The organism is Methyloceanibacter sp. (genome assembly GCF_050726195.1).
Lineage (GTDB): Bacteria > Pseudomonadota > Alphaproteobacteria > Rhizobiales > Methyloligellaceae > Methyloceanibacter.
The window spans coordinates 1-26726 of the sequence record NZ_JBOHJC010000009.1 but is presented as its reverse complement, the minus strand read 5'-3'; the positions used below and the strand labels follow the sequence as shown (position 1 = coordinate 26726).

Sequence of the window (26726 nt, the reverse complement as noted above, 5' to 3'; positions counted from 1 at the left end):
GGCTGCGCGTATCCTAGACGATGCGGCGAAGAGTCGCCTAGCCGCCGAAGCGGGCTCGGTTGGCGGCGCCGGAGCAGTGCGGCAGCCTTTAGTCGCTGGCCGGTCTTCACTTTTCCAGGCGGCGGCGGGAACTCGCGCGGTTCACGCGAAATTAAGCTTAACGGGACCATAAAGCGGGAGTAAGGACACGCTGTTGCCGCCTTTTTTGCCCGTAATGGCGGCGAGTAAGAGGGAGAACTGCGATCAAGAAGCTGATCCTTTCTCTTGGGGTCATCTGCGCCATCGCCTTGGGCGGTGTGTGGATGGTTCTCGCGCCTGCGCCACCCGCAAAGCCGACCAATGAGCCTGCGCCGCGCCCGCTCGCCTATCAACAGGCCATTACCCAGCCCAAACCCGCGGCGAAGGAACCGGGCGATGGGCCGAAGCCGGACATCGGAGCTTTCGACACGGTGACGACCGATGCGAAACCTGAGTCACTGCCTGCGACCGGGTCCGTGACGCCGCCCGCCATGCCCGACCTGCCGCCCGAAGAGGGCAGCGACACGCCTCAGGGTACAGCGGCGCTTTCGGATGAAGGTGCGGACACCCAAGGTGCTGATCAGGACGTCGCCGCGTTTCCGGGCGGAGAGCCCGCGCCTTACGACGGCGTGCCTCCGGAGCCGGGCGAGGCGGGAGCCGATCAATGGGGCACGGACGGCGCCGAGCAATGGGACGATGAGCGTAGCGGACCGTGGGCGCATGGCAGTCCCCAAGCCGATCCATATGGCACGCAAGCCGATCCGTATGGGGGCGACCCCAATGGTCCCCCGCAAGCCGGCCAATTTGACGGCGAGCAGCCGACCGAGTGGGCCAACGAGGCCACGGAGGAGTGGGTCCAGGTCATCCTCTCCGGCGCGGCGATGCGGGCGGCGGCCGCCGACGACGCGCCGATGCTGTTCGCGTTCCCCTATGGCCGGAATCTGAAAGTGGTATCGCGTTATGAAGGCTGGGTCGAGGTGACCGACCCGCAGAGCGCGGCGACCGGCTGGATGCAGGCGCACAACCTCGCGCCCACCGCCGGGAACCGCCAGCCTTATGGGCAGAGCGAAGCGTATTACGAGGACGAGCCGCGCCGGGGCGGCTGGATCAAGCGCAATACCGGCGGCTTTGCCGATATGATCAACCGCGCGCTTGGCGGCTTCTGATCCGCAGCTAACCCCTTCGCTTCACGCCGATCGACACGACGAGCAACTCGCACGGCACCTCGCCAGGATTGCTCCAGGCGTGGCGCGAGCCGGTTTGCACCAGCGTGTCGCCGGCCTTGAGCGGCGTCTCCTCGCCGCCGTCGAGCTTCAAGATGCATGCGCCGCTCGCCACGTAGATGAGGTCGATGGTGTCGGTCGCGTGCCAGCCGGGATGCTTGGGGTCCATCACGTCCATGAGACCTGGGAGCAGCTTCTCCGTCTCGGCCAAGGCCGCTTCCTTGTCGGCGACAGGGGACTTTGGCGCCCTGTCCGGCGGGAGCGTGAAGAGCTCGAAACGATAGCCGCCGTCGACTGGAAACCAGGTCGCGTAGGGCGGCTTCGCGCCTTTATCGGGCAGGGTCGGCAGGCTGTCGGCGCCCCAGAAGCTGTAAAACCTGCCGCCCGGCATCAGCGCGCTTTCGACGGGGACGACCTCGGTGTCGCTGACGATCACCGACAGGCCGTTCGCGGCCTGGCCGGTCGCGACGCGGCGAATGGTGTGCCTGGTATCCTTGCTTGAAGCGAATTCCGTCATTTCGTTTACCTGCTCCCCAGATTTCTTCCCCACGACAACATCCATCCTTGAGGAACCGCCCGCAACGGGTGTAGGTTAACGGCAGACGGAAGGGGCCTCCGATGCGGATAGAAACGCATGGGCAGGTGGATTCCGTCTGTTTGGCTTCTAGGCGCGGTTCTTTATACCGCCGGAACGCTCGGCGTGATGCACGCCCAAGACGCCGACGGCGTCGTGCTGGCGCTCAAGCCTCTCAACGAGACCGTCATCGCCAAGCAGCCTGCGCCCGTCGAAGCGCCGGCAAGAGGCGCTGCGGTCACCCCCGACCCCGCCGAGACGCCTGCCGAGCCGCAGAAATCCAGCGAACTCCCGGCCGACACCGTCATCGCCGGGCTTCCGCCCCTGCCGCGGCCAGAGCCGCGGGTGTTGCAGCCAGGCGAATGGGCCGAGGTCGTCGGCTACACCGCCATCTCCCGCGCCCGGCCAGCCTCTTCAAGCTATGTGCTCGCAGGCTATCCCGTCGGCCAGCCGTTCCGCGTGCTTGCGCGCGAAGGGGAATTCGTCCGCGTCCAGGACTTGAGGAGCGGACAGCTCGGCTGGATCAAGCAAAGCTCGCTTGCACCCTATACCGGATATGCGCGGCGCTACGCGCCGCCGCCGCCGACATATGTGGCCATGGCGCCCGCCATCTCGCTGCAACCTGAGTTCGAGACCGAGGCCGAGGCCGTGGAGCCACAAGCGGTCGCAGCGATGGCAGCGGTGGCAGAAGAGCCTCAGGGATTACGCGACCAGCGCCGCCCGTACACGCTCGGTCCTGTCGCGGAAGCCGAGCCCGCAGCGAGCGCCATCGAGGCGAAGCCCGGGCGTGTGTGGCGCGTCGCGGTGCAGCCAAAGGGCGACGGCTTCCCCGCGCTGATGCAGCGTGCGTTTAGCGGGTACTAGGCTTACGCCGCTTCCCTGACGACTTGGTCCTGCTCGCGCAAGCGACGCGATAGGCCGTGCGCGCCCACTCGGCAAGTTCGTCCGGGTCTTCCAACAGACGCGGCGGCGCTTCCCAATAGGACATGGCGACCGGCGCCTTGCCGGCAGACTGGTAGGTGAAGGGACGCATGCCCTCCGCCGCAAAGGCGCGGGCGGTCGCCGCGTCGGTCTTCAGGTAGAGCACGTCGTTCGCAAGAATCGCGAACATGACGCCGTCGGCGTAGATGCCGGCGCCGCCGAACATGTTGCGGATGGTGACCGGGCCGAAGCCCGCGAGCTGATCCCTGATGAACTCCTTGAAGCCGTCGGACGGCGGCATGGCCCACGCTCCTTTTTGCGCTCTGCGGTGCTGGAACTGGTCGGCGCGCCTTTCGTTCTCCTTGGAGAGACGGCGGGGCCGAAGTTGGAGAATCGGCATGAATAGGCTGTTGCTGTCTCTATGGCTTGCGGGCGCTGCAATCTATGGCGTCATTACCCTCGTCGGCGCATACGCCATCATCGGCTGGCCGTCGGGCAAAAGCGAGATGGGCGTTGTGGAGGCCGAACCAAAGGGGTCCGGCGCGTCAACAGCGCAAAGACCTGGCAAAGCGCCGGATCGCGTGACGTCGAAGACTCGTCTCACGACTCAAGGGACGGTTGATCGCTACCGTGCGGCGTTGCCGGACGAGGACGATGCCGCCGCACCTCCGTTGCCGCCGGGCGTTGCATTCCTCGATCGGTCGTCGTTGGCGGAAGGAGTGGGCGCGACGCGGGGCACGGCGGTTCCTGCGCAGCAGAGCGCGGGCGAGTGGGCCCGAGTCTCTCGAAAAGGCGCCAACGTCCGGTCGGGTCCTTCCTCACGCGCGCCTCGCCTTGCAACGTTTAAACCTCGGGCCGAGGTGCGCGTGCTTTCCCGCGAAGGCAAATGGATGAAGGTGACGGATGGCTCTGAGACAGGCTGGATTTACCAGAAGCTGCTCAAGCCCATCGCTCCTCCAAGCACGGCCTCGGTGCCTTCAGATGGCGCGGCGGCAACTGGCATGGGTGAGCGTCAACTCATCGATGGCGAACGGGTCACGGTCTCGGTACCGGCGGCGATTGTGCGCGCCAGCCCCTCCGAAGGGGCACCCCTGTTATTTGCATTTCCTGCGGGGCGACAAGCGCGGATCATCGCACGTCGGCCAGGTTGGGTACAGGTGGCTGACGCCGGAAGTGGTGCTGTAGGTTGGATCGACGAGAGCACTATCGTGCCAGGCGAGACAACGGACCAAGATCAAGAGACCGTGGCGGATACACCCCAACAACGTGCGGCCCAGGCCGAGGATCGCCCGCGCGGTTGGAATAAGCGCCGCGGCGGCAGGATGGCCGGGATTCTACGGCGGGCGCTCGGCGCGTTTTGAGGAGTTGGACTAGAAGGTTAGTCCGATAAAGTTCACACCAGCGGCGAGGGGCTCTCCGGGTGGAGCGGTTCGGGCTCCGCGTGCTCGGCTGCGTGTCCGTTGCCGCGCCCATTTGCGGCACGGCCGTTCGCGCCATTGCCGTTGGCCTTGGCCATGACGGCCGGCTGGCCGGCGCCCTTCGGCTTCACGCCGGCGACGCGCAGCTCGCGCTCGACCGCGACACGGGCCGCCTCGTTCTGCGTGTAGAGCTCCATATGCTCGGCATCTTCGTCGACGACGGCGGTGAGTGAGTTGTCCTTGTAGAACTTGGCGTTCGGATCGGCTTCGACGGCCTTCACGATGCGCTTGAGGTGCCGCCAGCGCTTCAAGACCCGCACCACCTTGCCGGCGACATCGGCGGCGTAACGGGCGTAGAACGGCACCATCCATTCGACCGGCAGACCTGGGCGCCGGTCGGTACGGTGCTTGATGCGGAAGATGCCCCACTGCAGGGGATGCACGCCCTCGACCGGCTCGGAGCTCGAGAACCAGAACAGCACCGGCATCAGCGAGCGGATGTTGATGCCGGTCGCATAGGCGCGGCGAAGGATCGTCTCCAGATGCTCGTCCGTGTAATAGATGCCCCAGGCGGTCTCATAGGCGCGCGTCCACTCTTCTTTGGTCATCTTCGGGTGGGCGGCGACGACGTGCTCGACGTCGTACTTGTTCATGTCAGGATCCATCCACACGCCCTTTTCGTAGAGGATCTTGTGGTCCTCAGAGCCCGGCAGCGGCGTGAGAATGAAAAACTCCAGCATGTCGAGCGGCAGCTCTTTCTGGATGATCTCCAGATCGTGGCGGATCGACTCGGGCGTGTCGTTGGCAAAGCCGAGAATGTACCCGGCAAAGGTCATGATGCCGACCCGCTTCCATTCGAGCAGCATCTTGCGGTACTCGGTGATCTTGTTCTGCCGCTTCTTGGCGGCGATCAGGTTCGCGGGGTTGATGTTCTCGAGCCCGATGAACACGCGGGTGACGCCGGCGCGCTTGGACTTGTCGATGAAGTTATCGATCTTATGGCAGAGCGTATCGACCTGGATGCAGAAGCGGACGTCCATGCCGTCCTCTTCGCGCAGCTTGATGATGCGGTCGAAGATCGCTTCCCAGTCCTTGTTGCGGGCGAAATTGTCGTCGGTGATGAAGAAGCGCTTGATGCCCTGCTCCCAATTCATGCGGATGATCTGCTCGACCGAATCGGCGGAGCGGTAACGCGACTTGCGCCCCTGGACGTTGATGATGGTGCAGAAGGAGCATTGGAACGGGCAGCCGCGGCCGGCGTCGAAGCTCGTCACATTGCCGATCGTGCGCTCGATGAAGTCGCGCGGCAGGAAGGGCGGCGACGCCACGTCGCCGATGTCCGGCAGTTGCGGCATGTGATTGTAGAGCGGTTTGAGCGCGCCCTTAGCGGCGTCGAGGATCACCTCGTCGAGGCCGTCTTCGGCCTCGCCGGCGTAAATGCAGATGCCGAGCTCCTGCGCCGCCTTGATGTCAGGCGGAAACTCCTTGAGCATCGACAGGCAGCCGGACACATGGAAGCCGCCGATCACCACCTGTAGGCCCGCTTCGCGCAGCGGCCGGGCGATGTCGACTGCGCGCGGAAATTCGTTCGACTGTGCGCCAACGATGCCGACCAGTCCGAGGCCGCCGTTGTCCTTGATGAGGCGAATGATCTCCTTCGGCCGCACGCGGGTGTTGGTCTCGTCCATGGCGTGGACGTCGATGGGAAGGTCGGGCCCGAGCAGCTGCCGCTCGGCGGCGCCATTGGCGAGGCTGAAGACGGCGGCGAGCGAGTTCGATGGCATGGTGGACTTGATCCACTGCACCACATAGCCCTCGTCGTCGTAGTGCGACGGCTTGATCAGATAGAGCTGAAACCGCCGTTGCGTCGCCCGTGCTTTGTTGAGCATCCCTCAATCCCGTGAAGAGGCGATCCCTGCGCGGCAAGAGTGGCCGTAAACCGCGCTTCGCCTCTTGTCGTGGACGCTCCGGCTTGCTTGCGTCCTGACCCCCTGATGCCAGCCGGCGCAGGCGCTTTTTTTGCGCTGCGCCATAAGACTTTGATCCCACTCAAACACAGAACGGGCGAGGGGTCCAACGGATTAGGTCGTAGCCTGCGCTGAAGGCGGATTTTGGGCGGAATTTTGGGCGGAATCCTGGGCCTCGAAGGCGGCGATGTCCTTGGCCAAGGAGTAATTGAGCATGGTGCGGATGGCCGCGATCACGGCGAGCTTCCAGATGTCCTCCCAGGTCGGCGCGACGGCCGTGCGCACGATATCGGCGGCAAGGGCGAATTCCAGCGCGAGCAGGATCCAGGTGGCGAATTTCAGCCAGATCTCACGGCCGCGCAGTTCGCCCGCGGTGCCGGTCAGGATCGCGCCGAGCACGCCCGAGATCGCCTGAAAGGCGCCGAGGCTCACGACGATGACCGCGCCAACCTCGATGGCGAGCGCGACATAGCTGGCGACGACGTTGAATTGTTCCTCGAGCGGAATGGCCCGGGCCCTCCCATCAGTGCGGGGCCTCAGCCTAAGCCGATTCGGCCAAAGGCCGGAATTGTCGCCCCGACCTTCCCTCCCGTCATTGCCGGGCTTGTCCCGCCTACGCGGGCCGAAGCCTGTCGAAAGGAAGCCCTCGGCCATTGCTTCGGCGGGCGAAGGCCCAGTGAGTCCGCCACCCGCTGCTTCGCTCTATTGGATGCCCGGAACAAGTCCGGGCATGACGAAGGGGGATTTGACGCGTTGCGCACGTTCGTCACACCGCCTTCGCCATCTCGCGCAGCTTGAATTTCTGAATCTTGCCGGTCGAGGTCTTGGGCAGCTCGACGAACACGACGTGGCGCGGGCATTTGTAGCGGGCGAGCTTCTCCTTGCACCAGCCGATGATGTCCTCGGCCGTCGCCTGCGCGTCGGGCCTGAGCTCGACGAAGGCGCATGGCGTCTCGCCCCATTTGGCGTCGGGCTTCGCCACCACCGCGGCGCCCGCCACCGCCGGGTGCTTGTAGATCACGTCCTCGACCTCGATCGAGGAGATGTTCTCGCCGCCGGAGATGATGATGTCCTTGGAGCGGTCCTTGAGCTGGATATAGCCGTCGGGATGCATCACGCCGAGATCGCCGGAATGGAACCAGCCGCCGGCGAACGCCTCCGCGGTGGCCTTCTCGTTCTTCAGATAGCCCTTCATGACGATGTTGCCGCGGAACATGACCTCGCCGATGGTCTCGCCGTCACGCGGCGTCTCCGTCATGGTGGCGGGGTCCATCACGGTCAAGCCTTCGAGGGCGTGATAACGCACGCCCTGGCGGATGCGCTTGTCGAGCCGCGCCTCCGGCGGCAACTCGTCCCAGGCGGGGTGCCACTCGTTCAAGGTCGCCGGGCCGTAGGTCTCGGTCAGGCCATAGAGATGGGTCAGCTCGAAGCCCGCTTCGTCCATCTTGGCGAGCACTGCGGCCGGCGGCGGCGCGGCGGCATGGCTGAAGGCGACGCGCTGGCCGAAGCCGCGCTTCTCCTCGGGCGTCGCGTTGAGCAGCGCCGACATGACGAACGGCGCGCCGGAGAGATGCGTCACGCCGTGGTCGGCGATGGCGTCGTACATCGGCTTGGCGCGGACCGCGCGCAGGCACACATGCGTGCCGGAGAGAAGCGAGATCGACCAGGGAAAGCACCAGCCGTTGCAGTGGAACATCGGCAGGGTCCACAGATACACCGGGTGCTGGCCCATGCCGGTGGCGGCCATGTTGGCGTAGCACATGAGCGCGGCGCCGCGGTGGTGATAGACGACGCCTTTCGGATTGCCGGTGGTGCCGCTCGTATAGTTGAGGGAGAGCGCGTTCCACTCGTCGGATGGCATGTCCCAGGCAAAGTCCGGATCGCCGTCGGCGATGAACGCCTCGTAGTCGAGATTGCCGAGCCGCTCCCCCTCGACGCCGCATTGCAGGTCGCGGTAGTCGATGAGGAGCGGCTTCACTTCAGTCTGAGCGAGCGCCGCCTTGAGCACGGACGCGAACTCGGTGTCGCCGATCAGCACCTTGGTCCCGGCGTGGTCGAGCATGAAGGCGATGGCGCTCGCATCGAGGCGCGTGTTGATGGCGTGCAGCACGGCTCCCACCATGGGCGCGCCGTAATGTACTTCGAGCATGGCGGGCGTGTTGGCGAGCATCGCCGAAACGGTGTCGCCTTGGCCGATGCCCCGCGCGGCGAGCGCCGAGGCGAGCTTCCGGGTCCGCGCGTAGAAGGTGCGGTAAGAGGTCTTCTCGTCGCCATGGATGATGGCGGTGTGGTCGGGGTGAACGCCCGCCGCGCGCTCGAGAAAGACGAGCGGCGTCAGCGGCTGATAGTTGGCCGCAGTCCGGTCGAGGCCCGTCTCGTAGGGGTTGGCCATGAACCGCCTTGGACGCTTGGTCGGCGCGTTTCCTCATGGCACCCTAGCCAAGGCGGGAGCCTCCCGGCAAGCAGAAGCCAGAAGTCGGAAGCCGGAAACGTCAGCGCCGCTGCGAGTAGTAGGCGAGCGCGGCGGCGAAGCTGCCGAAGGCGATGAGCACGAGCGCAAGATAGAGCATGTGGAAGTCGTTCATGGCGGGTCTCCCCTCAGGGGAGACAATGGCCCGGACTCGGGCGTCCTGCCTTGATCGACGTCAAAGCTACAGTCCGTCATACCGGCGAAAGCCGGTATCCAGAGTCACGCACTCCGCGCCCTGGTGGGAGGGATAGCTACTCCGAGCGTTCCTCCTCGTGGGAGGTCTCGTCTTCCTCGTGGGAGGTCTCGTCTTCCTCGTGGGAGGTCTCGTCCTCGCCGTGGGAGTCCGCCTCCGCGCCTTCGTCCGCGTCTTCGGCTTCTGCGGGCGGCGCGTCGCGCTTCAGCTCCTTGAGCTTGGCGAACACGGACTCGACGTCCGGCGCCTCCTCCTCCACATCGGGCGCGGCCATGGCCTCGCGCGCCTCTTGCGCCAGCGAAACGGCCATCGGCGCTTCGCGCTCGGCGGGCGCCTCAGGCTCGGGCGCCGGCGCGGCGATGGTCTCCTCGGTGGGCAGCAAGGTGCCGCCCTTGGCGGCACCGCCGCCGGAGCGCTTCTTCTCGCGCTCGAGCCGCGCCGCCGCCTTCTTCACTTCGGCGTCGAGATCGATCTGCGAGCACAACCCGAGGGTCACCGGGTCCTGCGCCACGAGGTTCGGCGAGTTCCAGTGGGTGCGCTCGCGGATGGCGATGATGGTCGGCTTGGTGGTACCGACGAGGCGCATGACCTGGCTGTCTTTCAGCTCGGGGTGGTTGCGCAAGAGCCATAGGATAGCGTTCGGGCGGTCCTGGCGGCGCGACACCGGCGTATAGCGCGGCCCGCGCTTCGTCTTCACCTCGGGCACCTCGACCTTGGGCTCCGACAGCCTCAGGCGGTGCTTCGGGCTCCTCTCGGCGGCGGCGATCTCCTCGCGGGAGAGCTGGCCCGAGGAGATCGGGTCCATGCCCTTGATGCCGTGGGCCACGTCGCCGTCGGCGATGCCCTTCACCTCGAGCACGTGGAGGCCGCAGAACTCGGCGATCTGCTCGAAGGTGAGCGAGGTGTTGTCGACGAGCCAGACGGCGGTCGCCTTGGGCATCAATGGGGGTCGGGTCATGTCTGTCTCATCTTAAAGGGGTGGCGGCCGCTCCCTCGCCCCCTCCGGCGAAAGAGCCAATCCGAACCAATGAAGGGGAATAGGCCCCTATATAGGCGCTGATGCCGCCTTAGGCAATTGCTTCCCAGGGTATTTCTCCCTCGGGCCGCTTGTAGCCCGGATGGAGCGAAGCGAAATCCGGGAATGATCGATTAGGCTGCCCCGGGTTCCGCTGCGCTTCACCCGGGCTACGAAGCTAAGCGGTCGTGAGCACGATCTTGCCGATGTGCGCGGGGTCGTCGAGGCGGCGGTGGGCGTCGGCCGCGTCGGTGAGCTTGAAGGTGGAGTCGATCACCGGCTTCACCTTGCCTGCGGCGATCAGCGGCCAAACCCGCGCCTCGATGGCCTCAGCCATGCACGCCTTGGCCTCCGGCGTCTGCGCGCGCAAGGTGGAGCCGGTCAGGGTGAGGCGCCGCATCATCAGCCGCATCAGGTCGAGCTCGACCTTGGAGCCTTTGAGAAAGGCGATCTGCACGATGCGACCTTCGAGCGCCGCGGCTTTCAGATTGCGCTCGATATAGTCGCCGCCGACCATGTCGAGGATGACGTCGGCGCCGTGGCCGCCGGTCACCTCGCGCACCGCCTCGACGAAATCCTCGTGGGCGTAGTTGATGGCGCGGACGGCGCCGAGCGCCTCGCAGGCCTTCGCCTTCTCCGCGCTTCCCACGGTGACGATGACTTTCGCGCCGAGCGCGGTGGCGAGCTGGATCGCCGTGGTGCCGATGCCGCTCGCGCCGCCATGCACGAGCAGCCAATCGCCTTGCTGCAAACCGCCGCGCTCGACCACGTTGTGCCACACGGTGAACACGGTCTCCGGCAGCGCCGCGGCTTGCACGGCATCGAGGCCGTCCGGCGCGAGCAAGGTGGTCGACTCCGGCGCCACGGCGAACTCGGCATAGCCGCCGCCATTGACGAGCGCGCAGACGAAGTCGCCCTCCTTGAAGCGGGTGACGTTGTCGCCGGCGGCGACGACGGAGCCGGCGACTTCGAGGCCGAGCAGGTCGGAGGCGCCCTTCGGCGGCGGGTAGAGGCCTTGGCGCTGGAGCACGTCGGGGCGGTTGATGCCGGCGGCTTCGACGACGATCAGCACTTCGTCCGGTGCGGGCTTGGGCACGGGGCGCGTCGCCGGCACGAGCACCTCGGGCCCGCCGCTCCCGCGCGCTTCGATGACGGTCATGGTCTCCGGCAGCATTGGTCCCCCTGCTCGAAAGTACGTGGACGGTAGCAAATCCGCAGCAAATGCGTAGCCCGGATGGAGCCCGCGGGTCGCACCTTCGGTGCGCCCGAGGGTGAACTCCGCGCAATCTGGGAGCGATTGCAGGTTGCCCCGGGTTCCGCCGCGCTTCACCCGGGCTACTTGCTGATTACTTGCTGACAAGTTGTGGCGCATCGGCCACAGGCGCAGGTCAAAAGCCCAGCTGCCCACGGCGGTAACGCCCCCAGGGTTGTACGGCCCACCCGCATGCACGAAACTTGGCGCCAGACAGGGAATTGGCGCCGGCGGGCCGCGGCAGGCGGCGCGGAGGGGGCGATGAGCGTACGCGCGGGACGCCGGCAATTATTGCTGTCGACTACCATGCTCGCAGCGGCGCTCGCCGGCTATGGGCGCAGCGCCTACGGGCAAGTGGTGTGTCTGCCCGGCGTTGGCACCCAATTCATCTGCTCCGGCGCAAGCATCGACACCCAGACGATCAATCTCGATAATGCCGCCGTCTTCACTTCTTCTTACGGCTTCAGCGTCGACACCACGGCTGTGGGGGGCTCGGGCGGCAACGCCGTCGAAATCACCGGCGACGGCTTCATCGCCTACACCGATGGCAACGCATCGCCCCTCACCGCTGAGGTGACCGCTCTTGAAATCACGTCAACCGGCGATGCTGGCGGTGTGGGCGGCGTTAGTGTCTTCACTGACGGCGCCCTCTACGGCGGCGATCTCGGCATCTATGCCGGCAACTCCGGCAGTCTGGGGCTGACTGTCACCGCCAATGGCAATGTCACCGGCAATACCAGCGTCGGCATCGCGGCGCTGAACGCCGGCACCAGCCTTACCGTGACCACCGGCCCCGGCACCACGGTCGAAGGCGGCCTTTACGGCATCTACGCCGTCAATAACGGCAGCCAAGCCCTGACCGTCACCGCCAATGGCGATGTCAGCGGTATCAGCAGCTCCGGCATCTTCGCGCTGAACAATGGCACCACGCTCACCGTGACCACGGCCGGCACCACAAGCGGCGGTACCGGCATCCGCGCACAGAATGACGGCAGCCAGGCTCTGACCGTCACCGCTAATGGCGACGTCACTGGCACCAGCGGTTACGGCATCTACGCGCAGAACGGACTCTTCTTCACTCCCAGCGGCAACGGCCTCACCGTAACCACGGACGTGGGCACTACGGTCTATGGCAACTCCGGCGGCATATTAGCCCGCAACTATGGTGACGGCGCAACGACCGTCACCGCCAACGGCAACGTCACCGGCGCCGGCGGTTACGGCATCTTCGCATACACCGCGGGCAGCACTGTCACCGTGACCACCGGCGCGGGCACCACAATCATGGGCAACAATGCCGGCATCGATACCCGCAATTCCGGCAGCGGCGTGTTGACCATCGAGGCCAACGGTGACGTTACCGGCACGACTGCCAGCGGCATCTACGCGGTTGGCGAGGGCGTCAGCCTTGGCACCAGCGTCAGCATCGCCACCTATGGCACCACGACCGGCGGCGACCGCGGCATCGATGCCCGCAACTTCGGCGCGGGAACGCTGACCGTCGCCGCCAATGGCGACGTCACCGGCGCCGGCAGTTACGGCATCTACGCGCAGAACGGACTCTCCGGCAATCCTGTCGGCACCGACCTCACCGTGACCACGGGCGCGGGCACCACGGTCTATGGTAGCGCCGGCGGCATATTGGCCCGCAACTACGGTGACGGCGCGACGACCGTAACCGCCAACGGCAACGTCGACGCCAGTACCGCCATCGGCATCTATGCGCGGAACGAGGGCACCAATCTCGCCGTAACCACCGGCCCGAGCACCAACGGGGTTGAGGGGTACACGTTCGGCATTCTCGCGCGCAACAACGGCACGGGCACTACGACTGTCACCGCCAACGGAGACGTCACCGGCACCAACGAAACCGGCATCTTCGCCCAGGCTTATGCACCCGCCCTTGGCGACCTAACGGTGATGACGGCGGCAAACACGACGATCACCGGCAACTATTTTGGCATCGACACTCTCAACTACGGCGCCGGGGCGTTGCGGATCACGGCCAATGGCAATGTCACCGCCGGCGGCATCGGCTCGGTCGGCATCTTCGCCCAGAACGGCACGAACGTCACTTCCGCCGGCACCGATCTCACAGTCATCACCGGGCCGAGTGCAAATGGGGTCAACGCCTATACAGGCATCGACGCGCGCAACTACGGCAGCGGCGCGACCTCCGTCACCGCCAACGGCAACGTCACTGGGACGAACTATGACGGCATCTTCGCCCTCAACGCGGCCAACGCTACCGCCCTTACCATAGTCACCGGCCAGGGCACCGCCGTCACCGGTGCCTACAACGGCATCCAGGCCCGCAACTACGGCAACGGCGCGCTAAGCATCGTTGCCAATGGCAACGTCACTGGCATCAATGATGACGGCATCTTCGCGCGGAACTTTGGCACCAGTCTCACCATAACCACCGGTGCCGGAAGCAATGTCGCCGGCGGAGACGGTGACGGCATCAATGCCGCCAATAACGGCCCAGGGCCGCTCACGATCATCGTCAACGGCAATGTTACCGGCACGGATGACGGCGTCGATGCGGAGCATAATGCCGGCGGCCCGATCGCCATCACTATCGGCGCCACGAGCACCGTGACGACCACCGGCGCCGGGGGAACCGACGTCGCCATCGAGACCACGGACGGCCCCACCAATCTAACCGTGGCCGGCGTGCTGAACGGCGGCGGGGGCGGCGCGGTACGGTTCGATCAGGGGGATGCGCTGGACGACCGGCTGGAGCTGCATCCAACCGGCATCGTCAATGGCAATGTGCTTGCCGGGCCTGGCGACGACACGCTCGCCTTCGGCGGCAGCGGCGACGGCGCCTTCAACCTCAATAGGATCGATACCGGCACGGGCACCCAGCAGTACCAGAGTTTCGAGACATTCGAAGTCGAGAGCGGCGATTGGACCTTCAATGGGGCCACCACCGTCCCGTTCACGGTCAATGGCGGGGTGGTGATGGGCAATGGCACGTTCGGCCCGTTGACGTTCAACGGCGGCACCTTGGCGCCCGGCAACTCGTTCGGCACGATCACCGTCAACGGCCCGTTCTCGCTCGGCGCCGGCGCGATCTACGAAGTGGAAGTCAACGCCAAAGGTCAAAGCGACCAGGTCATCGTCAACGGCACGGTCAACCTGACGGGATCGATCCTGCGCGTGCTGGCCGAGAACGGCAATTACGCACCGAGCACGGACTACACGATTATCGACAACGACGGCAACGACGCGGTCGCTGGCACCTTCGCCTCGGTGACCGCGAACCTCGCCTTCCTCACGCCGACCGTCGTCTATAACGGCGGCGATGGCAACGACGTGGTGCTCACCCTCGTCCGCACCATCGGCCCAGACGGACGGGTGAGCTTCTGCGACGTGGCGCTGACCAAGAACCAATGCAACGTCGCGCTGGCGCTGGATCAATTCCCCACGAATAATGCCCTGTTCCTTGCGGTGCTGAATCAGACCGCGGAGGGCGCGCGAATGGCCTTCGACGCGCTGTCGGGCGAGATTCATGCCACGCTCTCCGGCGTCCTCGCCGATGACAGCCGCTATGTGCGCGAGGCGATCCTCGGGCGGCTGATGCAGGCGAACGCCATGGGCGGCGGCGGCGATATGCAGGTCGCCTCACTGGCGGCCGCAGGCCCGCAAGTGGCGAGCCTCGATGCAAGTGCGATGACGCTTGGCTCGGACAAGTCGCTCGCCATGCCGGCTCCCGCGCCGCTCGCGTTCTGGACCCGCGCCTATGGCGCCTGGGGCGATTTCGACGGCGACGGCAATGCCGCGACAGCCGACCGCGATCTCGGCGGGTTTGTCTCCGGCATGGACGCGCAACTCTCAGGTTCATGGCGGGTGGGCCTCGCCACCGGCGCGTCGTTCTCCAATATCGATGTGAGCGATCGTTATAGCTCGGCCGACGTGGAGAGCTTTCTGCTCGCGGGCTATCTCGGCGGTATGGCCGGGCCCTTTGCGCTTCGCGGCGGCGGCGCGTGGGCGTGGAACGACATCGACACGTCGCGCGCGGTGATCTTCCCAGGTTTCTTCGAGCGGCAGAACGCGAGTTACGACGCCGACACCGGCCAGATCTTCGCCGAGGTGGCCTATCCGATGGCGATGGGAGGCATTGGGCTGGAGCCGTTGCGGGGCTCGCTTATGTGTCCATCGATGGCGAGAACTTCCGCGAGCATGGCGGCGCGCTTGCGTCGTTGCGCGGCACGACAGACCAAGACGTCGGCTATTCGACTCTCGGCCTCCGTGCCGCCACGACCATGCATTGGGGCGCGACCTTGGTCGTGCCGCATGTCTCCGTCGCCTGGCAGCATGCATTCGACGACGTCACGCCGGGTGCGGCGCTGGCCTTCGCCACGACCGGCATCGGTTTCGCCATCGAGGGCGTGCCGCTCGCCGAAGACAGCGCGCTGATCGACGCAGGCCTCGACTTCGCCCTCGGCGCGCGCACGATCGCCGGCGTGTCCTACTCGGGCCAGTTCGGCGACGGCGTCACCGACAACGCCGTCAAAGGCCGCTTCACCTGGCTGTTCTGAGCAGGGTTCCAGACGACAGACGCTCCCACGGGGCGCCAGCGAAATTCCACCGGAGAAAATCCCTCACCTACCTGAATGGGTAGTGCCCTCGCCGCCGCTATAGCGCAGCTTGAGGCGGGGTTTACGGGGGAAAGTGGTGTTCCGCGGGAAGAGGACTTTGTCCGGGCGGCTGGCGACGGCCGGTCTGCGTCTCGTTGCGGTCACCGCCGGCCTTGGTGCTGCGGCGCCATGCGCCGAGGCGCAGACCGTATGGACCGGCGCCATCTCCGACGATTGGTTCACCGCCGGCAACTGGACGGCCGGCGCGCCGCCGAACGTGGCGCCGCCGGACACTAACACCAGCGCCGAAATCAACACCGACGCAGTGAATGCGACGGTGGTCGGCGCGGTAGGGGCGATCGCCAATCAGCTGACCCTCGGCAATGGCCTCGGCCAGACCGGCGACCTCACCGTCGACGGCGCCGGCACGCTGACACTAACCAACCAATTCGGCCTGTTTTTCGTAGGCAATTTCGGCAACGGCGATGTCACCGTATCGGACGGCGGCGTGCTCACGACCTTCACCACCGCGATCGGCAATCAGACGGGATCGACCGGTTCGGTCACGGTGACGGGGACGGACTCGCAGTGGAATCTCACGCCCTTTTTTGCATTCCACGTCGGAAGTAGCGGTACCGGAACCCTCGACGTTCTTGCCGGCGGCCAGGTCACCTCGACCGGGTTCGGCATGGATCTCGGCGTCGATGTCGGCGCCAGCGGCACGGTCACGGTTTCGGGAACCGACTCTCGCCTGACCGTGGCGAGCACCACCAATATCGGCTCGGCGACCGGCGGCACCGGTGTGATGCAGGCCGACGACAATGGGTTCCTCGCGCTCTCCACCGTCACCGTGGGGCTCTCCGGCCAGGGCACCCTCAACCTCCTGACCGGCGCCGATCTCACAGCAAGCCAGCTCACCATCGGCTCGGGCGCGATGGGCGATGCCACCTTCAACGGCACGGGGACGACGGCGACGGTGACCAACGCCGTGCGGGTCGGCCTCAACAACGGGGGCAACGGCACGCTCGACATCGAGGCCGGCGCCACGGTGACAAGCGCTTCCGGCGTGATCGGTCAGCAGACCGGCGCGACCGGCGACGTGACCATCACCGGCGCGGGTTCGAGCTGGACCATCGACGCGGGCGGCTTCTTCACCAGCGCGCTGTCGATCGGTCAGGCCGGCGCCAATAGCGGGAGCGGCACGCTGAGCATCCTCGGCGGCGGCTCGCTCGTTCTCGGCAGCTTGAACTCAGCCGGGCGCTTTACCGGATTCAATTCGGCCGTGGTCACGGTGGATGGCGCCGGCTCGCAGCTCACGCTCAATCCCGCCGGCACGCTCCATCTGTTCAGTCTCGGCGCATCGGGCGCCGGCAACCAGCTCGACGTGACCAATGGCGCGGCGTTCTCGGCGGGGAACGTCGATTTCTCCACAGTCGTGGGTAGCGGCGTTGAGGCCACAATTTCGGGCACTGACACCACTTGGTCCTCCCGCTCCGTCACGCTTGGAGGCGCCGGAGCTTCGACGGCGATCTTCACCGACGACGCCACGGCCGACGTCACCGGCGACTTCATCGTCGACGGCGCGGCCACCACCTCGCTCACCATCTCGAACGGCGCGACGGTGACGCAAAATGCAGGCACCTCCGGTGCCGGACAATTTCGCCTTGGCGTCGACAATCACGGCACCTTGCTGGTCGAGAGCGGCGGCGTGCTCAACACGCTGGAAGATCCCAACTTTATCGGCTTTGCGTTCCTTGCACGAAACGCGGGTTCGAGCGCGACGGCCACCGTCACCGGCGCGGGCTCGACGTGGAACAGTGAGGGCCTGGTCGTGATCGGCAACGACGGCGCGGCCACGCTCGACATTCTCGACGGCGGCACGGTCACCGGCAATCGCACCGCGCGTCTCGGCTTCAGTCCCGGCGGCGAAGGCACGGTGCTGGTGAGCGGCACCGACAGCTCCTGGGTCCTCACCCCGGATCCGCTCGACCTGTTCCCGCTGGCTTCTATCCTGATCGGCATCGGCGGCACCGGCGACATGCGCGTCGAGGACGGCGCGCACGTGACGGCGAGCGGGATCGGCGTCGGCTCGTCCTTCTCGGACCTCAGCGGCGTCAGGACGCCGGGTCTGGGCACACTCGTCATCACCGGCGCGGGCACGACGGTCGATCTCAATGTCGGGGCCTTCAGCAGCTTCGACGCCGGCGGCGATGGCGGCACCGGCACCATCGAAGTCCTTGACGGCGCGGTGGTGACCGTTGCCGGCCAAGGCCATTTCGGTCAGTCGGCGATTTTTATCGGCGAAGACCCGCCGCAGCTTCTCGGCAACGGCACGCTCACCGTGGACGGCGCCAGCTCGATGGTCACCTACACCCAGACGCTCGATGTCGGCGAGCAGGCGACCGGCACGCTCAGCGTTCAGAACGGCGGCTTCGTCTCCAACTCCGACGGCTATCTCGGCTCGTTCACCAACGCGGTGGGCTCGGCCGGCGACGGCACCGCCACCGTGACCGGCACGGACTCCGAGTGGCAGAACACCGGCTTCCTGCGGGTCGGCGATCAGGGTACCGGCGAGCTCAACGTGCTGGCCGGAGGCCTCGTCACCAACACCGACGGCATGATCGCCAACGCCGCCAACAGCACCGGCACCGCCACGGTCGACGGCGCGGATTCGACCTGGACCTCGACCGGCGGCCTCACCATCGGCAATCTCGGCACGGCGACGCTCAGCCTGACCGGCGGCGGCGTCGCCAACGCGACCAACAACGTAACCATCAACGCCTCGAGCCGGCTCAATATCGGCACCGGTGGCACCGCCGGCACCTTGAACGCGCCGGCCGTGGTGAGCGCCGGCCTCGTGCATTTCAACCACACCGACCCGCATATATTTGCCGCGCCGATCTCAGGCACCGGCAACGTGGTCAAGGACGCGGCCGGCGTCACCACTGTCACCGGCAACAGCACCTATACCGGCACGACGACCGTCAATGGCGGCGTGTTTCAGGCGGGTGCCGCGGGCGCCTTCTCGCCAGGCTCGGCCTTCACGGTCGATGCCACGCTCGATCTCGACGGTCTCGATCAGACCATCGGCTCGCTGGCCGGCACCGGCCTCGTGACCCTCGACGCTGGCACGCTGACGACCGGCGGCAACGACACGAGCACGACCTTCTCCGGCGCCATTATCGGGACCGGCGGATTCATCAAGGACGGCGCCGGCGAACAGATTCTGTCCGGCGACAGCACCTATCTCGGGGCGACCACGGTTCAGAAGGGCACGCTCACCGTCAACGGCTCGATCGCCTCGGCGGTGGCGGTCGAGAACGGCGCTACGCTCGGTGGCACCGGCGTGATCGGCGGCGACGTCACGGCGCTGGCGGGCGGCGTCTATGCGCCGGGCAACTCCATCGGCACGCAGACGGTGAACGGCAATTTCACGCTGAGCCCCGGCGCCATCTACGAGATCGAACTGAACGCCAAGGGCAAGAGCGACAAGGTGATCGTCAACGGCACGGTGAATCTGACGGGCGCCACGCTGCGCGTGCTTGCCGCCAACGGCAATTACAAGCCGAAGACCGACTATCTCATCATCGACAATGACGGCAACGATCCCGTCACCGGCAAATTCGCCAAGGTCACCACCAATCTCGCCTTTCTCAAGCCGAACGTGGTCTACGACGCAGGCGACGGCAACGACGTGGTGCTCACGCTCAGCCGCACGATTGGGCCGGGGCCTGGGCCAGGACCCGGGCCTGGACCCGGTCCCGGTCCGTTTAGCTACTGCTCGGTGGCGGTGACCAAGAACCAGTGCAATGTTGCGCTGGCGCTCGATCAATTTCCCACCGGCAACGCGCTGTTCCTCGCCGTGTTGACTCAGACCGTAGACGGCGCGCGCGCCGCGTTCGACGCGCTGTCGGGCGAGATTCACGCGACTCTGTCAGGCGTGCTGGCCGACGACAGCCGCTATGTGCGCGAGGCGATCTTGGGGCGGCTGATGCAAGCCAATGCCACCGGCGGCGATATGCAAGTCGCGTCGCTCGCGGCGGCAGGCCCGCAGGTGGCGAGCCTCGATGCGAATGCCATGACGCTCGGCTCGGACAAGTCGCTCGACCTGCCTTCGCCTGCGCCGCTGGCCTTCTGGACGCGGGCCTATGGCGCCTGGGGCGATTTCGACGGCGACGGCAATGCCGCGACAGCCGACCGCGATCTCGGCGGGTTTGTCTCCGGCATGGACGCGCAACTCTCAGGTTCATGGCGGGTGGGCCTCGCCACCGGCGCGTCGTTCTCCAATATCGATGTGAGCAATCGTTATAGCTCGGCAGACGTGGAGAGCTTCCTGCTTGCGGGCTATGCCGGCGGCATGGCCGGGCCGCTTGCTCTGCGCGGCGGCGGCGCCTGGGCGTGGAACGACATCGACACGTCGCGGGCGGTGATCTTCCCGGGCTTCTTCGAGCGGCAGAACGCTTCGTATGACGCCGACACCGGGCAAATCTTCGGCGAGGTGGCCTATCCGATGGCGATGGGCGGCATGGCGCTCGAGCCGTTCGCGGGCCTCGCTTACGTCTCCATCGATGGCGAGAATTTCCGTGAGCATGGCGGGGGGGTTGGCGAGCTTGCGCGGCAGCGCCGACCAAGATGTCGGCTACTCGACTGTCGGCCTGCGCGCCGCGACGACCATGCATTGGGGCAGCACACTCGTGGTGCCGCATGTCTCCGCCGCCTGGCAGCACGCGTTCGACGATGTGACGCCGGGCGCAGGCCTCGCCTTCGCCACCACCGGCATCGGCTTCGCTATCGACGGCGTGCCGCTCGCCGAGGACTCCGCGCTGGTCGACGCGGGCCTCGACTTCGCACTTGGCGCGCGCACCACGGCGGGCGTGTCCTATTCGGGCCAGTTCGGCGACAGTGTCACCGACAACGCCGTCAAGGGCCGGGTCACCATCTTGTTCTGATCAGCTTGTAGCCCGGATGGAGCGAAGCGAAATCCGGGAGCGATTGCAGGTTGCCCCGGGTTCCGCTGCGCTTCACCCGGGCTACTGGCTACCGCCGCAGGCGGGCGCGGAGGTCCGACGGCGTGAGGCCGAAGCGGCGGCGGAAGGCGCGGTTGAAATGCGAGAGGTCGCCGAAGCCGGCCTCCAACGCGATGGCGCCGATGGCCATGCCGGCGTGGAGCGGGCTCAACAGCATGCGGCGCGCGTATTCGAGGCGCTGGGCAAGCAAGAACGCCGAGAAGCTCGTCCCGTCGCCTTCGAACAGCTTGCGCACATAGCTGGAGGAGATGCCGTGCCGGCGCGCCGTCTCCTCGAGCGAGATGTCGCGCACGCCGATGCCCTGGATGATGTCCGATTTGACGGCTTCCAGACGTGCCGCCCTAAGCCCATTCTGCCCGGCCGCCGCCGCGTCGCCCGTCGCTCCCATGGCGAGCGCGGCAAGGTCGCAAAGATGCGAGGCCATGGCGGCCGCGAGCTCCGGCGCCGGAGTGCCGCCCATCTTGGTCAGGCCGTGGATATAGGCGACAAGCATCCGCAAGGCGATCTCGTCGCGCGGGATCGGGCGGCGCAACAGCCGATCAGGGTCGATGCCTGCCGCATGGAAGACCGCGCGCGGCAGCACCAGCGCCATGCCGCGCTTGAGCTCGTCGCGCATATCGCCGGTGGTTCCGGTTTCGTCGACCAACGACACGAAGGCCTCGCCCGGTCGGACGACGAACTCGGCGCCGTGCTGGCGGACCCAGTGGCCGCCGCTGAGGATGATCGACAGCATGACATCGTCGCGCCGGTTGGCGTAAGCGCGTGTGCGGTCGAAAACCATGCCGGCGCCCTGGCCCGCCGTCGCCACCACGCCGCCGGGCAGCGCGACGGCAACGCCCTTGATATGCGGCCTTGGGAGTTCCTGCTCGATAGGCCGCATCTGGCACAGGAAGGTATCGGCGAAGCGGTCGTTGAGCTCGCCGAAGCGGTCTTTCTCCGGCAGGTCGTCGGTCGAGAACCGAACCTTCGGCGGCATCGGCCCGGCCGTATTGCTCACGAGAAATGTCCCCCTGGCAGGCAAGTAGATAGGGATCGGCCGTTCGTCCGCCCCGCGCAACAAGAAGTGCAAGTGTACCGTCGATTCGGCATGCGCGGAATCACACCGAATCACACTTGCGTTTCCAATTCTTTCACCTTGTTTCGATGGGGTCGAAGGCGCCGCGCGACAAGCGGTTGCCTTACAAACAGGCAGTGTAGCGCTTAGTCCCAACGGCTTTAGCGCTCAGTCCAAAAGCCGCGATCCCTGTGTATCCCACCGGCAACAGGGCGCGAGAATCCCTCCAATTCCTCAGTCATATAGCTCGTGTGGGATTGTCCGACTCTCCTCCGTGTACGACAGTCGGAGCCTGACGAGGCTGGATTGGCGCCCGCGTGCGACACAGGCGCCCCCGGGGGGTGGGGTTGGACGCAAAGTCGTTGCGCCGGCAAGTCCTGCTGTCGAGCACGATGCTCGTGGGCGCGCTGACCTATGGCGGCCGCGCCTACGGGCAAGTGGTCTGCCTGGCCGATCCGGCGCCACCCAATTTCACATGCTCCGGTGCTAGCACCGATCAGCAGACCATCAACGCCAACAACGCCACCGTCGTCACCGCCCCCAGCTTCAGCGTCAATACGGGAGACAGCATAGCCCTCAGCATCACCGGCGACGGCGCCCTGTCCTATTTCGACGAGTACGCTTCGAACCTGACCGCAGCGGACTTCGCCCTCTATATCCGCTCCGGGGGCGACATCGGGGGCGGGAACCTGGGCAGCGTGACGGTCGACACCGACGGCAATCTGACCGGCGGCAGTTTCGGTATTTATGCCCGCAATAATGGCAACGGGGCGCTGAGCATCACCACTAATGGCGATGTCGAGGGCACCAATTCCATCGGCATCTTCGCTCAGAACGGCGACAGCATCACACCCGTCGGGACCGCTCTCACCGTCACCACCGGGCCGGGCACGCTCACCAACGGCTATGTCGGCATTGTTGCGCAAAACTTTGGCACTCAGGCGCTGACCGTTAACGCCAACGGCAATGTCACCGGCGACTACCACGCCATCAGTGCAACGAACCACGGCACCGAACTCATCGTGAGCACCGGCGCCGGCACTACCGTCACCGGGGCTGTGCTCGGCATCCGTGCCGTCAACTACGGCGGTGCGCTGGAGGTCACCGCCAACGGCAATGTCGAGGGCACGGCCAGCATCGGCATCTTAGCTCGGAACGGCAATAGCATCATACCGGGCGGGACCGCTCTCACCGTCACCACCGGCGCGGGTACCACTGTCACCGGCGCTGCCGACGGCATTTATGCCATTAACTATGGCAGCGGTGTGCTGACCGTCACCGCCAACGGCGATGTCATGGGCACCGGCGCCGCCTCCAGGGGCATTTTCGCTCAGAACGGCGACGGCAGCACACAAGCTGGGACCGCTCTCACCGTCACCACCGGCCTCGGCACCAGTGTCACCGGCGGTGGCTACGGCATTTATGCCATCAACTATGGCAGCGACGCGCTGGAGGTCACCGCCAACGGCGATGTCGACGGCACGGCCTTCGCCGGCATCCTCGCTCAGAACGGCGCCACCGGCACACAAGCTGGGACCGATCTTACCGTCACCACCGGCGTCGGCACCCTGGTCACCGGCGGCACCAATGGCATTGCCGCCCGCAACTTTGGCAGCGGGGCGACCAGCATCACCGCCAATGGCAATGTCGAGGGCACGGCCTCCGCCGGCATCTTCGCCCGGAACGGCGATGGCATCACACCGGTCGGCACTGACCTCACCGTCACCACCGGCGCAGGTACAAGTGTCACCGGCGGTACCCACGGCATTTATGCCAGCAACTTTGGCAGCGGGGCAACCAGCGTCACCGCCAATGGCGACGTCACCGGCAACGGCGCCGCCTTCTCCGGCATCTATGCGCAGAACGGCACGAGCATGGTCGCCGGCGGCACCGATCTCACCGTCACCACCGGCCCCGGCACCAGTGTCACCGGCGGTACCTACGGCATTCTCGCCCGCAACTATGGCGACGGGGCAACCAGCGTCACCGCCAACGGCGACGTCTACGGCATGGCCACCGCCGGCATCTTCGCTCAGAACGGCAGTGTCACACCGGCCGGGACCGCTCTACCGTCACCACCGGCCTCGGCACCGCGATCACCGGCGGTAATTACGGCATTGCCGCCCGCAACTATGGCAGCGGGGCGACCAGCATCACGGCCAATGGTTATGTCACCGGCATTTTCAGCGACGGCATCTATGCGGTGAACCTTGGCGCAAGCCTCACGATCACGACGGGCGCGGGCAGCGACGTCCTTGGCTTCACTCGCGGCATCTTTGCCGGCAACTACGGCAACGGGGCGCTGACCGTCGAAGCCAATGGCATTGTCACCGGCACCATGAGCGATGGCATCCGTGCGCTCAACAACAACGGCACCAGCCTCAGCGTCACAGCCGGGGGCGCCGTCACCGGCGACACCAATGGCATCTTCGCTCTCAGCAACGGCAACGGGGCGCTGACCGTCACCGCCAACGGCGATGTCACGGGAATTTCGAGGACGGCATCTATGCGGTGAACGAGGGCACCCACCTCACCGTGAACACCGGGGCCGGCAGCTACGTCCTTGGTGACGCGTATGGCATCTACGCCCGCAATAACGGCAACGGGGCCCTGACCATTTTGGCCAATGGCATTGTCACCGGCAACATGGACGACGGCATCCGCGCGCTAAACAACAACGGCACCAGCCTCAGCATCACGACCGGGGCCGTCACCGGCGGCGCCTATGGCATCAACGCCCAAAACTTCGGCAGCGGGGCGCTGACAGTCACGGCCAACGGCAATGTCACCGGCAATGGTGCCGATGGCATTTTCGCAGAAAACAACGGCGCCGGCGCCTTGACTGTTATCGCCAACGGCAATGTCAGCGGCGACAACAACGCCATCTATGCAAGGAACACCGCTGGACCGAGCCTCGACGTGACCACCGCCGCCAACAGGCTCGTCGAAGGCGGTAACTACGGCGTTTTCGCGCTCAACTATTCCGGCGCGCTGAACGTCACCGCCAACGGCAATGTCACCGGCATCGCTAGGAACGGCATCAGTGCCTTGAACCAGTTGGGCGCCACGTCGCTCAGCATTAGGACCGGCGCCGGCAGCTATGTCCTCGGCAACAATCGCGGCATCTATGCCAGCAATTCCGGCAACGGCGCGCTGAACATCACCGCCAATGGCAATGTCAGGGGCAACAATGAGACCGGAATCTATGCCAGCAACTCGCCCTTGGGCGCCGGACTCAACATCACGACCGGCGCCAACAGCCGCGTGATGGGAGCCAATTGCGGTATCGTTGCCGACAACAGCGGGGGAGCGCTGAACATCAAGGCCGGCGGCGACGTCATCGGCACGAACTGCGCCGGCATCCAAGCTTTGAATTCCGGTACGACGACGAGGATTGCCACCGGCGAGGGCAGCACGGTCAGGGGCCGCTATTACGGCATCGACTTGCTGCATCTCGGCACTGGGGCGGTCAACATCGAGGTCAACGGCGACGTCGTGGCGACCGATGGCACCGCCATCGTGGCCGCGCACCTTTTCAGTGACGGAGTCGTCAACATTACCGTCGGGCCGAACGCCAGGGTGAGATCGAACGGCAACGATCCGCTGGTCGATTTCGGCATCGTCATTGCCGGCGGCACAGGCAACGTGACCGTCGGCGGCAAGATCGACGGCGGCGCCGGCGGCGCCATCCTCTTCGATCAGGGCGACCCGCTCGACAACAGGCTGGAGCTGCATCCCACCGCGGCCGTCAACGGCAATGTATTCGCCGGACCTGGCGCCAACGACACGCTCGCCTTCGGCGGTGCGGGCAACGGCGCGTTCAATCTCACCAGTATCGATACCGGTGCCGGCACGCGACAATACCAGAGCTTCGAGAATTTCGAGGTCGAGAGCGGAGACTGGAATTTTTCCGGGGCGACGACGCAAGCCTTCACCGTCAACGGCGGCACGGTCATGGGCAACGGCACGGTGAATCTCACGGGCGCCACGCTGCGCGTGCTGGCCGCGAATGGCAATTACCAGCCGACCACGGATTACGTCATCATCGACAATGACGGGACAGATGCCGTGCAAGGCAGGTTCGCCAGGGTGACCGCGAACCTCGCCTTTCTCACGCCGAGCGTCGATTACAAGGGTGGCGACGGCAACGATGTGGTGTTGACCTTGTTACGCACGGTTGGACCTGGGCCTGGGCCGGGCCCGATCAGCTTCTGCTCGGTGGCGCTGACGAGCAACCAATGCAATGTGGGCTTGGCGCTCGACCAGTTCCCCACCACCAATGCGCTGTTCCTGGCCGTGCTCAATCAGACCGCGGAGGGTGCACGGATGGCGTTCGACGCGCTGTCGGGCGAAATCCACGCGACCCTCTCGGGCGTGCTCGCCGATGACAGCCGCTATGTGCGCGAGGCGATCCTCGGGCGGCTGATGCAGGCGAATGCGAGCGGCGGTAACACGCAAGTCGCGTCGCTCGCGGCCGCGGGGCCGCAGGTCGCCTCGCTCGACTCGAACGCCATGACGCTCGGCACTGACAAGTCATTCGGTAGTGCGTCCGCGCCTTACAGGCAGCCGCTCGCCTTCTGGACCAGGGCCTATGGCGCGTGGGGCGATTTTGACGGCGACGGCAACGCCGCATCGACCGACCGCGATCTCGGCGGGTTCGTCTCGGGCATGGACGCGCAGCTGAGTGGAAGCTGGCGCGCGGGTCTCGCCACCGGCGCGTCATTCGCCAATGTCGACGTCGATGACCGCTATAGCTCGGCAGACGTGGAGAGCTTCCTACTCGCCGGCTATCTCGGCGGCATGGCCGGGCCGGTGGCCTTGCGCGGCGGTGGCGCGTGGGCGTGGAACGATATCGACACGTCCCGCGCCGTGATCTTCCCCGGCTTCTTCGAGCGGCAGAACGCTTCGTATGACGCCGACACAGGCCAGATCTTCGGCGAGGTGGCCTATCCGATGGCGATGGGCGGCATGGCAATCGAGCCGTTCGCGGGACTCGCTTATGTGTCCA

15 protein-coding genes and 2 pseudogenes are annotated in these 26726 nt (G+C 66.0%); 9 read left to right on the top strand and 8 right to left on the bottom strand.

Features of this window, described 5'->3' with window-relative positions; genetic code table 11:
* Nucleotides 1-302 precede the first annotated feature (302 nt).
* Nucleotides 303-1184 (top strand): hypothetical protein, encoded by an 882-nt coding sequence (locus ACRECX_RS07915; RefSeq protein ID WP_431558285.1) that lies wholly within the window; start codon nucleotides 303-305, stop codon nucleotides 1182-1184.
* A gap of 7 nt (nucleotides 1185-1191) precedes the next feature.
* Here the strand turns inward: ACRECX_RS07915 and ACRECX_RS07910 are convergent, their stop codons facing one another.
* Nucleotides 1192-1758 carry a cupin domain-containing protein gene (locus ACRECX_RS07910; protein WP_431558284.1) on the bottom strand — a complete coding sequence of 189 codons (567 nt, stop codon included), beginning with the start codon at nucleotides 1756-1758 and terminating at the stop codon, nucleotides 1192-1194.
* 117 nt (nucleotides 1759-1875) lie between these two features.
* On the opposite strand from ACRECX_RS07910, the gene ACRECX_RS07905 reads away from it, so the two are divergent.
* Nucleotides 1876-2679: a hypothetical protein gene (locus ACRECX_RS07905; protein ID WP_431558283.1), complete on the top strand. Its 804-nt coding sequence runs from the start codon at nucleotides 1876-1878 to the stop codon at nucleotides 2677-2679.
* Here the strand turns inward: ACRECX_RS07905 and ACRECX_RS07900 are convergent.
* Nucleotides 2666-3037 (bottom strand): TfoX/Sxy family protein, encoded by a 372-nt coding sequence (locus tag ACRECX_RS07900; protein ID WP_431558282.1) that lies wholly within the window; start codon nucleotides 3035-3037, stop codon nucleotides 2666-2668. The genes ACRECX_RS07905 and ACRECX_RS07900 overlap by 14 nt on opposite strands.
* A gap of 97 nt (nucleotides 3038-3134) precedes the next feature.
* Here ACRECX_RS07900 and ACRECX_RS07895 point away from each other — a divergent pair, with 97 nt between their 5' ends.
* Nucleotides 3135-4097: an SH3 domain-containing protein gene (locus ACRECX_RS07895; protein ID WP_431558281.1), complete on the top strand. Its 963-nt coding sequence runs from the start codon at nucleotides 3135-3137 to the stop codon at nucleotides 4095-4097.
* Nucleotides 4098-4129: 32 nt separating this feature from the next.
* Here the strand turns inward: ACRECX_RS07895 and ACRECX_RS07890 are convergent, their stop codons facing one another.
* The 5 genes from ACRECX_RS07890 to ACRECX_RS07870 form a co-directional block, all read right to left on the bottom strand.
* The gene (locus ACRECX_RS07890) at nucleotides 4130-6043 is read right to left on the bottom strand and encodes a B12-binding domain-containing radical SAM protein (protein ID WP_431558280.1); all 1914 of its coding nucleotides are present in this window, start codon (nucleotides 6041-6043) and stop codon (nucleotides 4130-4132) included.
* A 192-nt stretch (nucleotides 6044-6235) separates the two neighbouring features.
* Nucleotides 6236-6775: a DUF1622 domain-containing protein gene (locus tag ACRECX_RS07885; protein WP_431558279.1), complete on the bottom strand. Its 540-nt coding sequence runs from the start codon at nucleotides 6773-6775 to the stop codon at nucleotides 6236-6238.
* A gap of 112 nt (nucleotides 6776-6887) precedes the next feature.
* A complete protein-coding gene (locus ACRECX_RS07880; protein WP_431558278.1) occupies nucleotides 6888-8513 on the bottom strand; it encodes an acyl-CoA synthetase in 1626 nt (541 codons plus the stop codon).
* Nucleotides 8514-8842: 329 nt separating this feature from the next.
* Nucleotides 8843-9742, bottom strand: a complete 900-nt coding sequence (locus ACRECX_RS07875; protein WP_431558277.1) for a DUF1013 domain-containing protein — start codon at nucleotides 9740-9742, stop codon at nucleotides 8843-8845.
* 235 nt (nucleotides 9743-9977) lie between these two features.
* Entirely contained in the window at nucleotides 9978-10973 is a 996-nt protein-coding gene (locus ACRECX_RS07870; protein ID WP_431558276.1) for an NAD(P)H-quinone oxidoreductase, read from the bottom strand.
* A gap of 270 nt (nucleotides 10974-11243) precedes the next feature.
* Here ACRECX_RS07870 and ACRECX_RS07865 point away from each other — a divergent pair.
* The 3 genes and pseudogenes from ACRECX_RS07865 (at nucleotide 11244) to ACRECX_RS07855 (ending at nucleotide 20586) form a co-directional block, all read left to right on the top strand.
* Nucleotides 11244-15598 (top strand): annotated as a pseudogene (locus ACRECX_RS07865) (autotransporter outer membrane beta-barrel domain-containing protein).
* A 133-nt stretch (nucleotides 15599-15731) separates the two neighbouring features.
* Nucleotides 15732-20231, top strand: a pseudogene (locus ACRECX_RS07860) (autotransporter domain-containing protein); the annotation flags it as partial.
* Nucleotides 20206-20586 carry an autotransporter outer membrane beta-barrel domain-containing protein gene (locus ACRECX_RS07855; RefSeq protein WP_431558391.1) on the top strand — a complete coding sequence of 127 codons (381 nt, stop codon included), beginning with the start codon at nucleotides 20206-20208 and terminating at the stop codon, nucleotides 20584-20586. The pseudogene ACRECX_RS07860 and the gene ACRECX_RS07855, both read left to right, overlap by 26 nt.
* Before the next feature lie 88 nt (nucleotides 20587-20674).
* On the opposite strand, the gene ACRECX_RS07850 is transcribed toward ACRECX_RS07855, so the two are convergent.
* Nucleotides 20675-21661 (bottom strand): helix-turn-helix transcriptional regulator, encoded by a 987-nt coding sequence (locus ACRECX_RS07850; RefSeq protein ID WP_431558275.1) that lies wholly within the window; start codon nucleotides 21659-21661, stop codon nucleotides 20675-20677.
* Between the two features lie 404 nt (nucleotides 21662-22065).
* On the opposite strand from ACRECX_RS07850, the gene ACRECX_RS07845 reads away from it, so the two are divergent.
* The 3 genes from ACRECX_RS07845 to ACRECX_RS07835 all read left to right on the top strand — a co-directional run.
* Complete coding sequence (locus ACRECX_RS07845) at nucleotides 22066-23925, top strand: beta strand repeat-containing protein (protein ID WP_431558274.1); 1860 nt, start codon at nucleotides 22066-22068, stop codon at nucleotides 23923-23925.
* Nucleotides 23922-24233: a hypothetical protein gene (locus tag ACRECX_RS07840; protein WP_431558273.1), complete on the top strand. Its 312-nt coding sequence runs from the start codon at nucleotides 23922-23924 to the stop codon at nucleotides 24231-24233. Before ACRECX_RS07845 ends, ACRECX_RS07840 begins: the two co-directional genes overlap by 4 nt.
* The coding region (locus tag ACRECX_RS07835; RefSeq protein WP_431558272.1) for an autotransporter outer membrane beta-barrel domain-containing protein at nucleotides 24230-26726 on the top strand (2497 nt) is incomplete at its 3' end. The genes ACRECX_RS07840 and ACRECX_RS07835, both read left to right, overlap by 4 nt.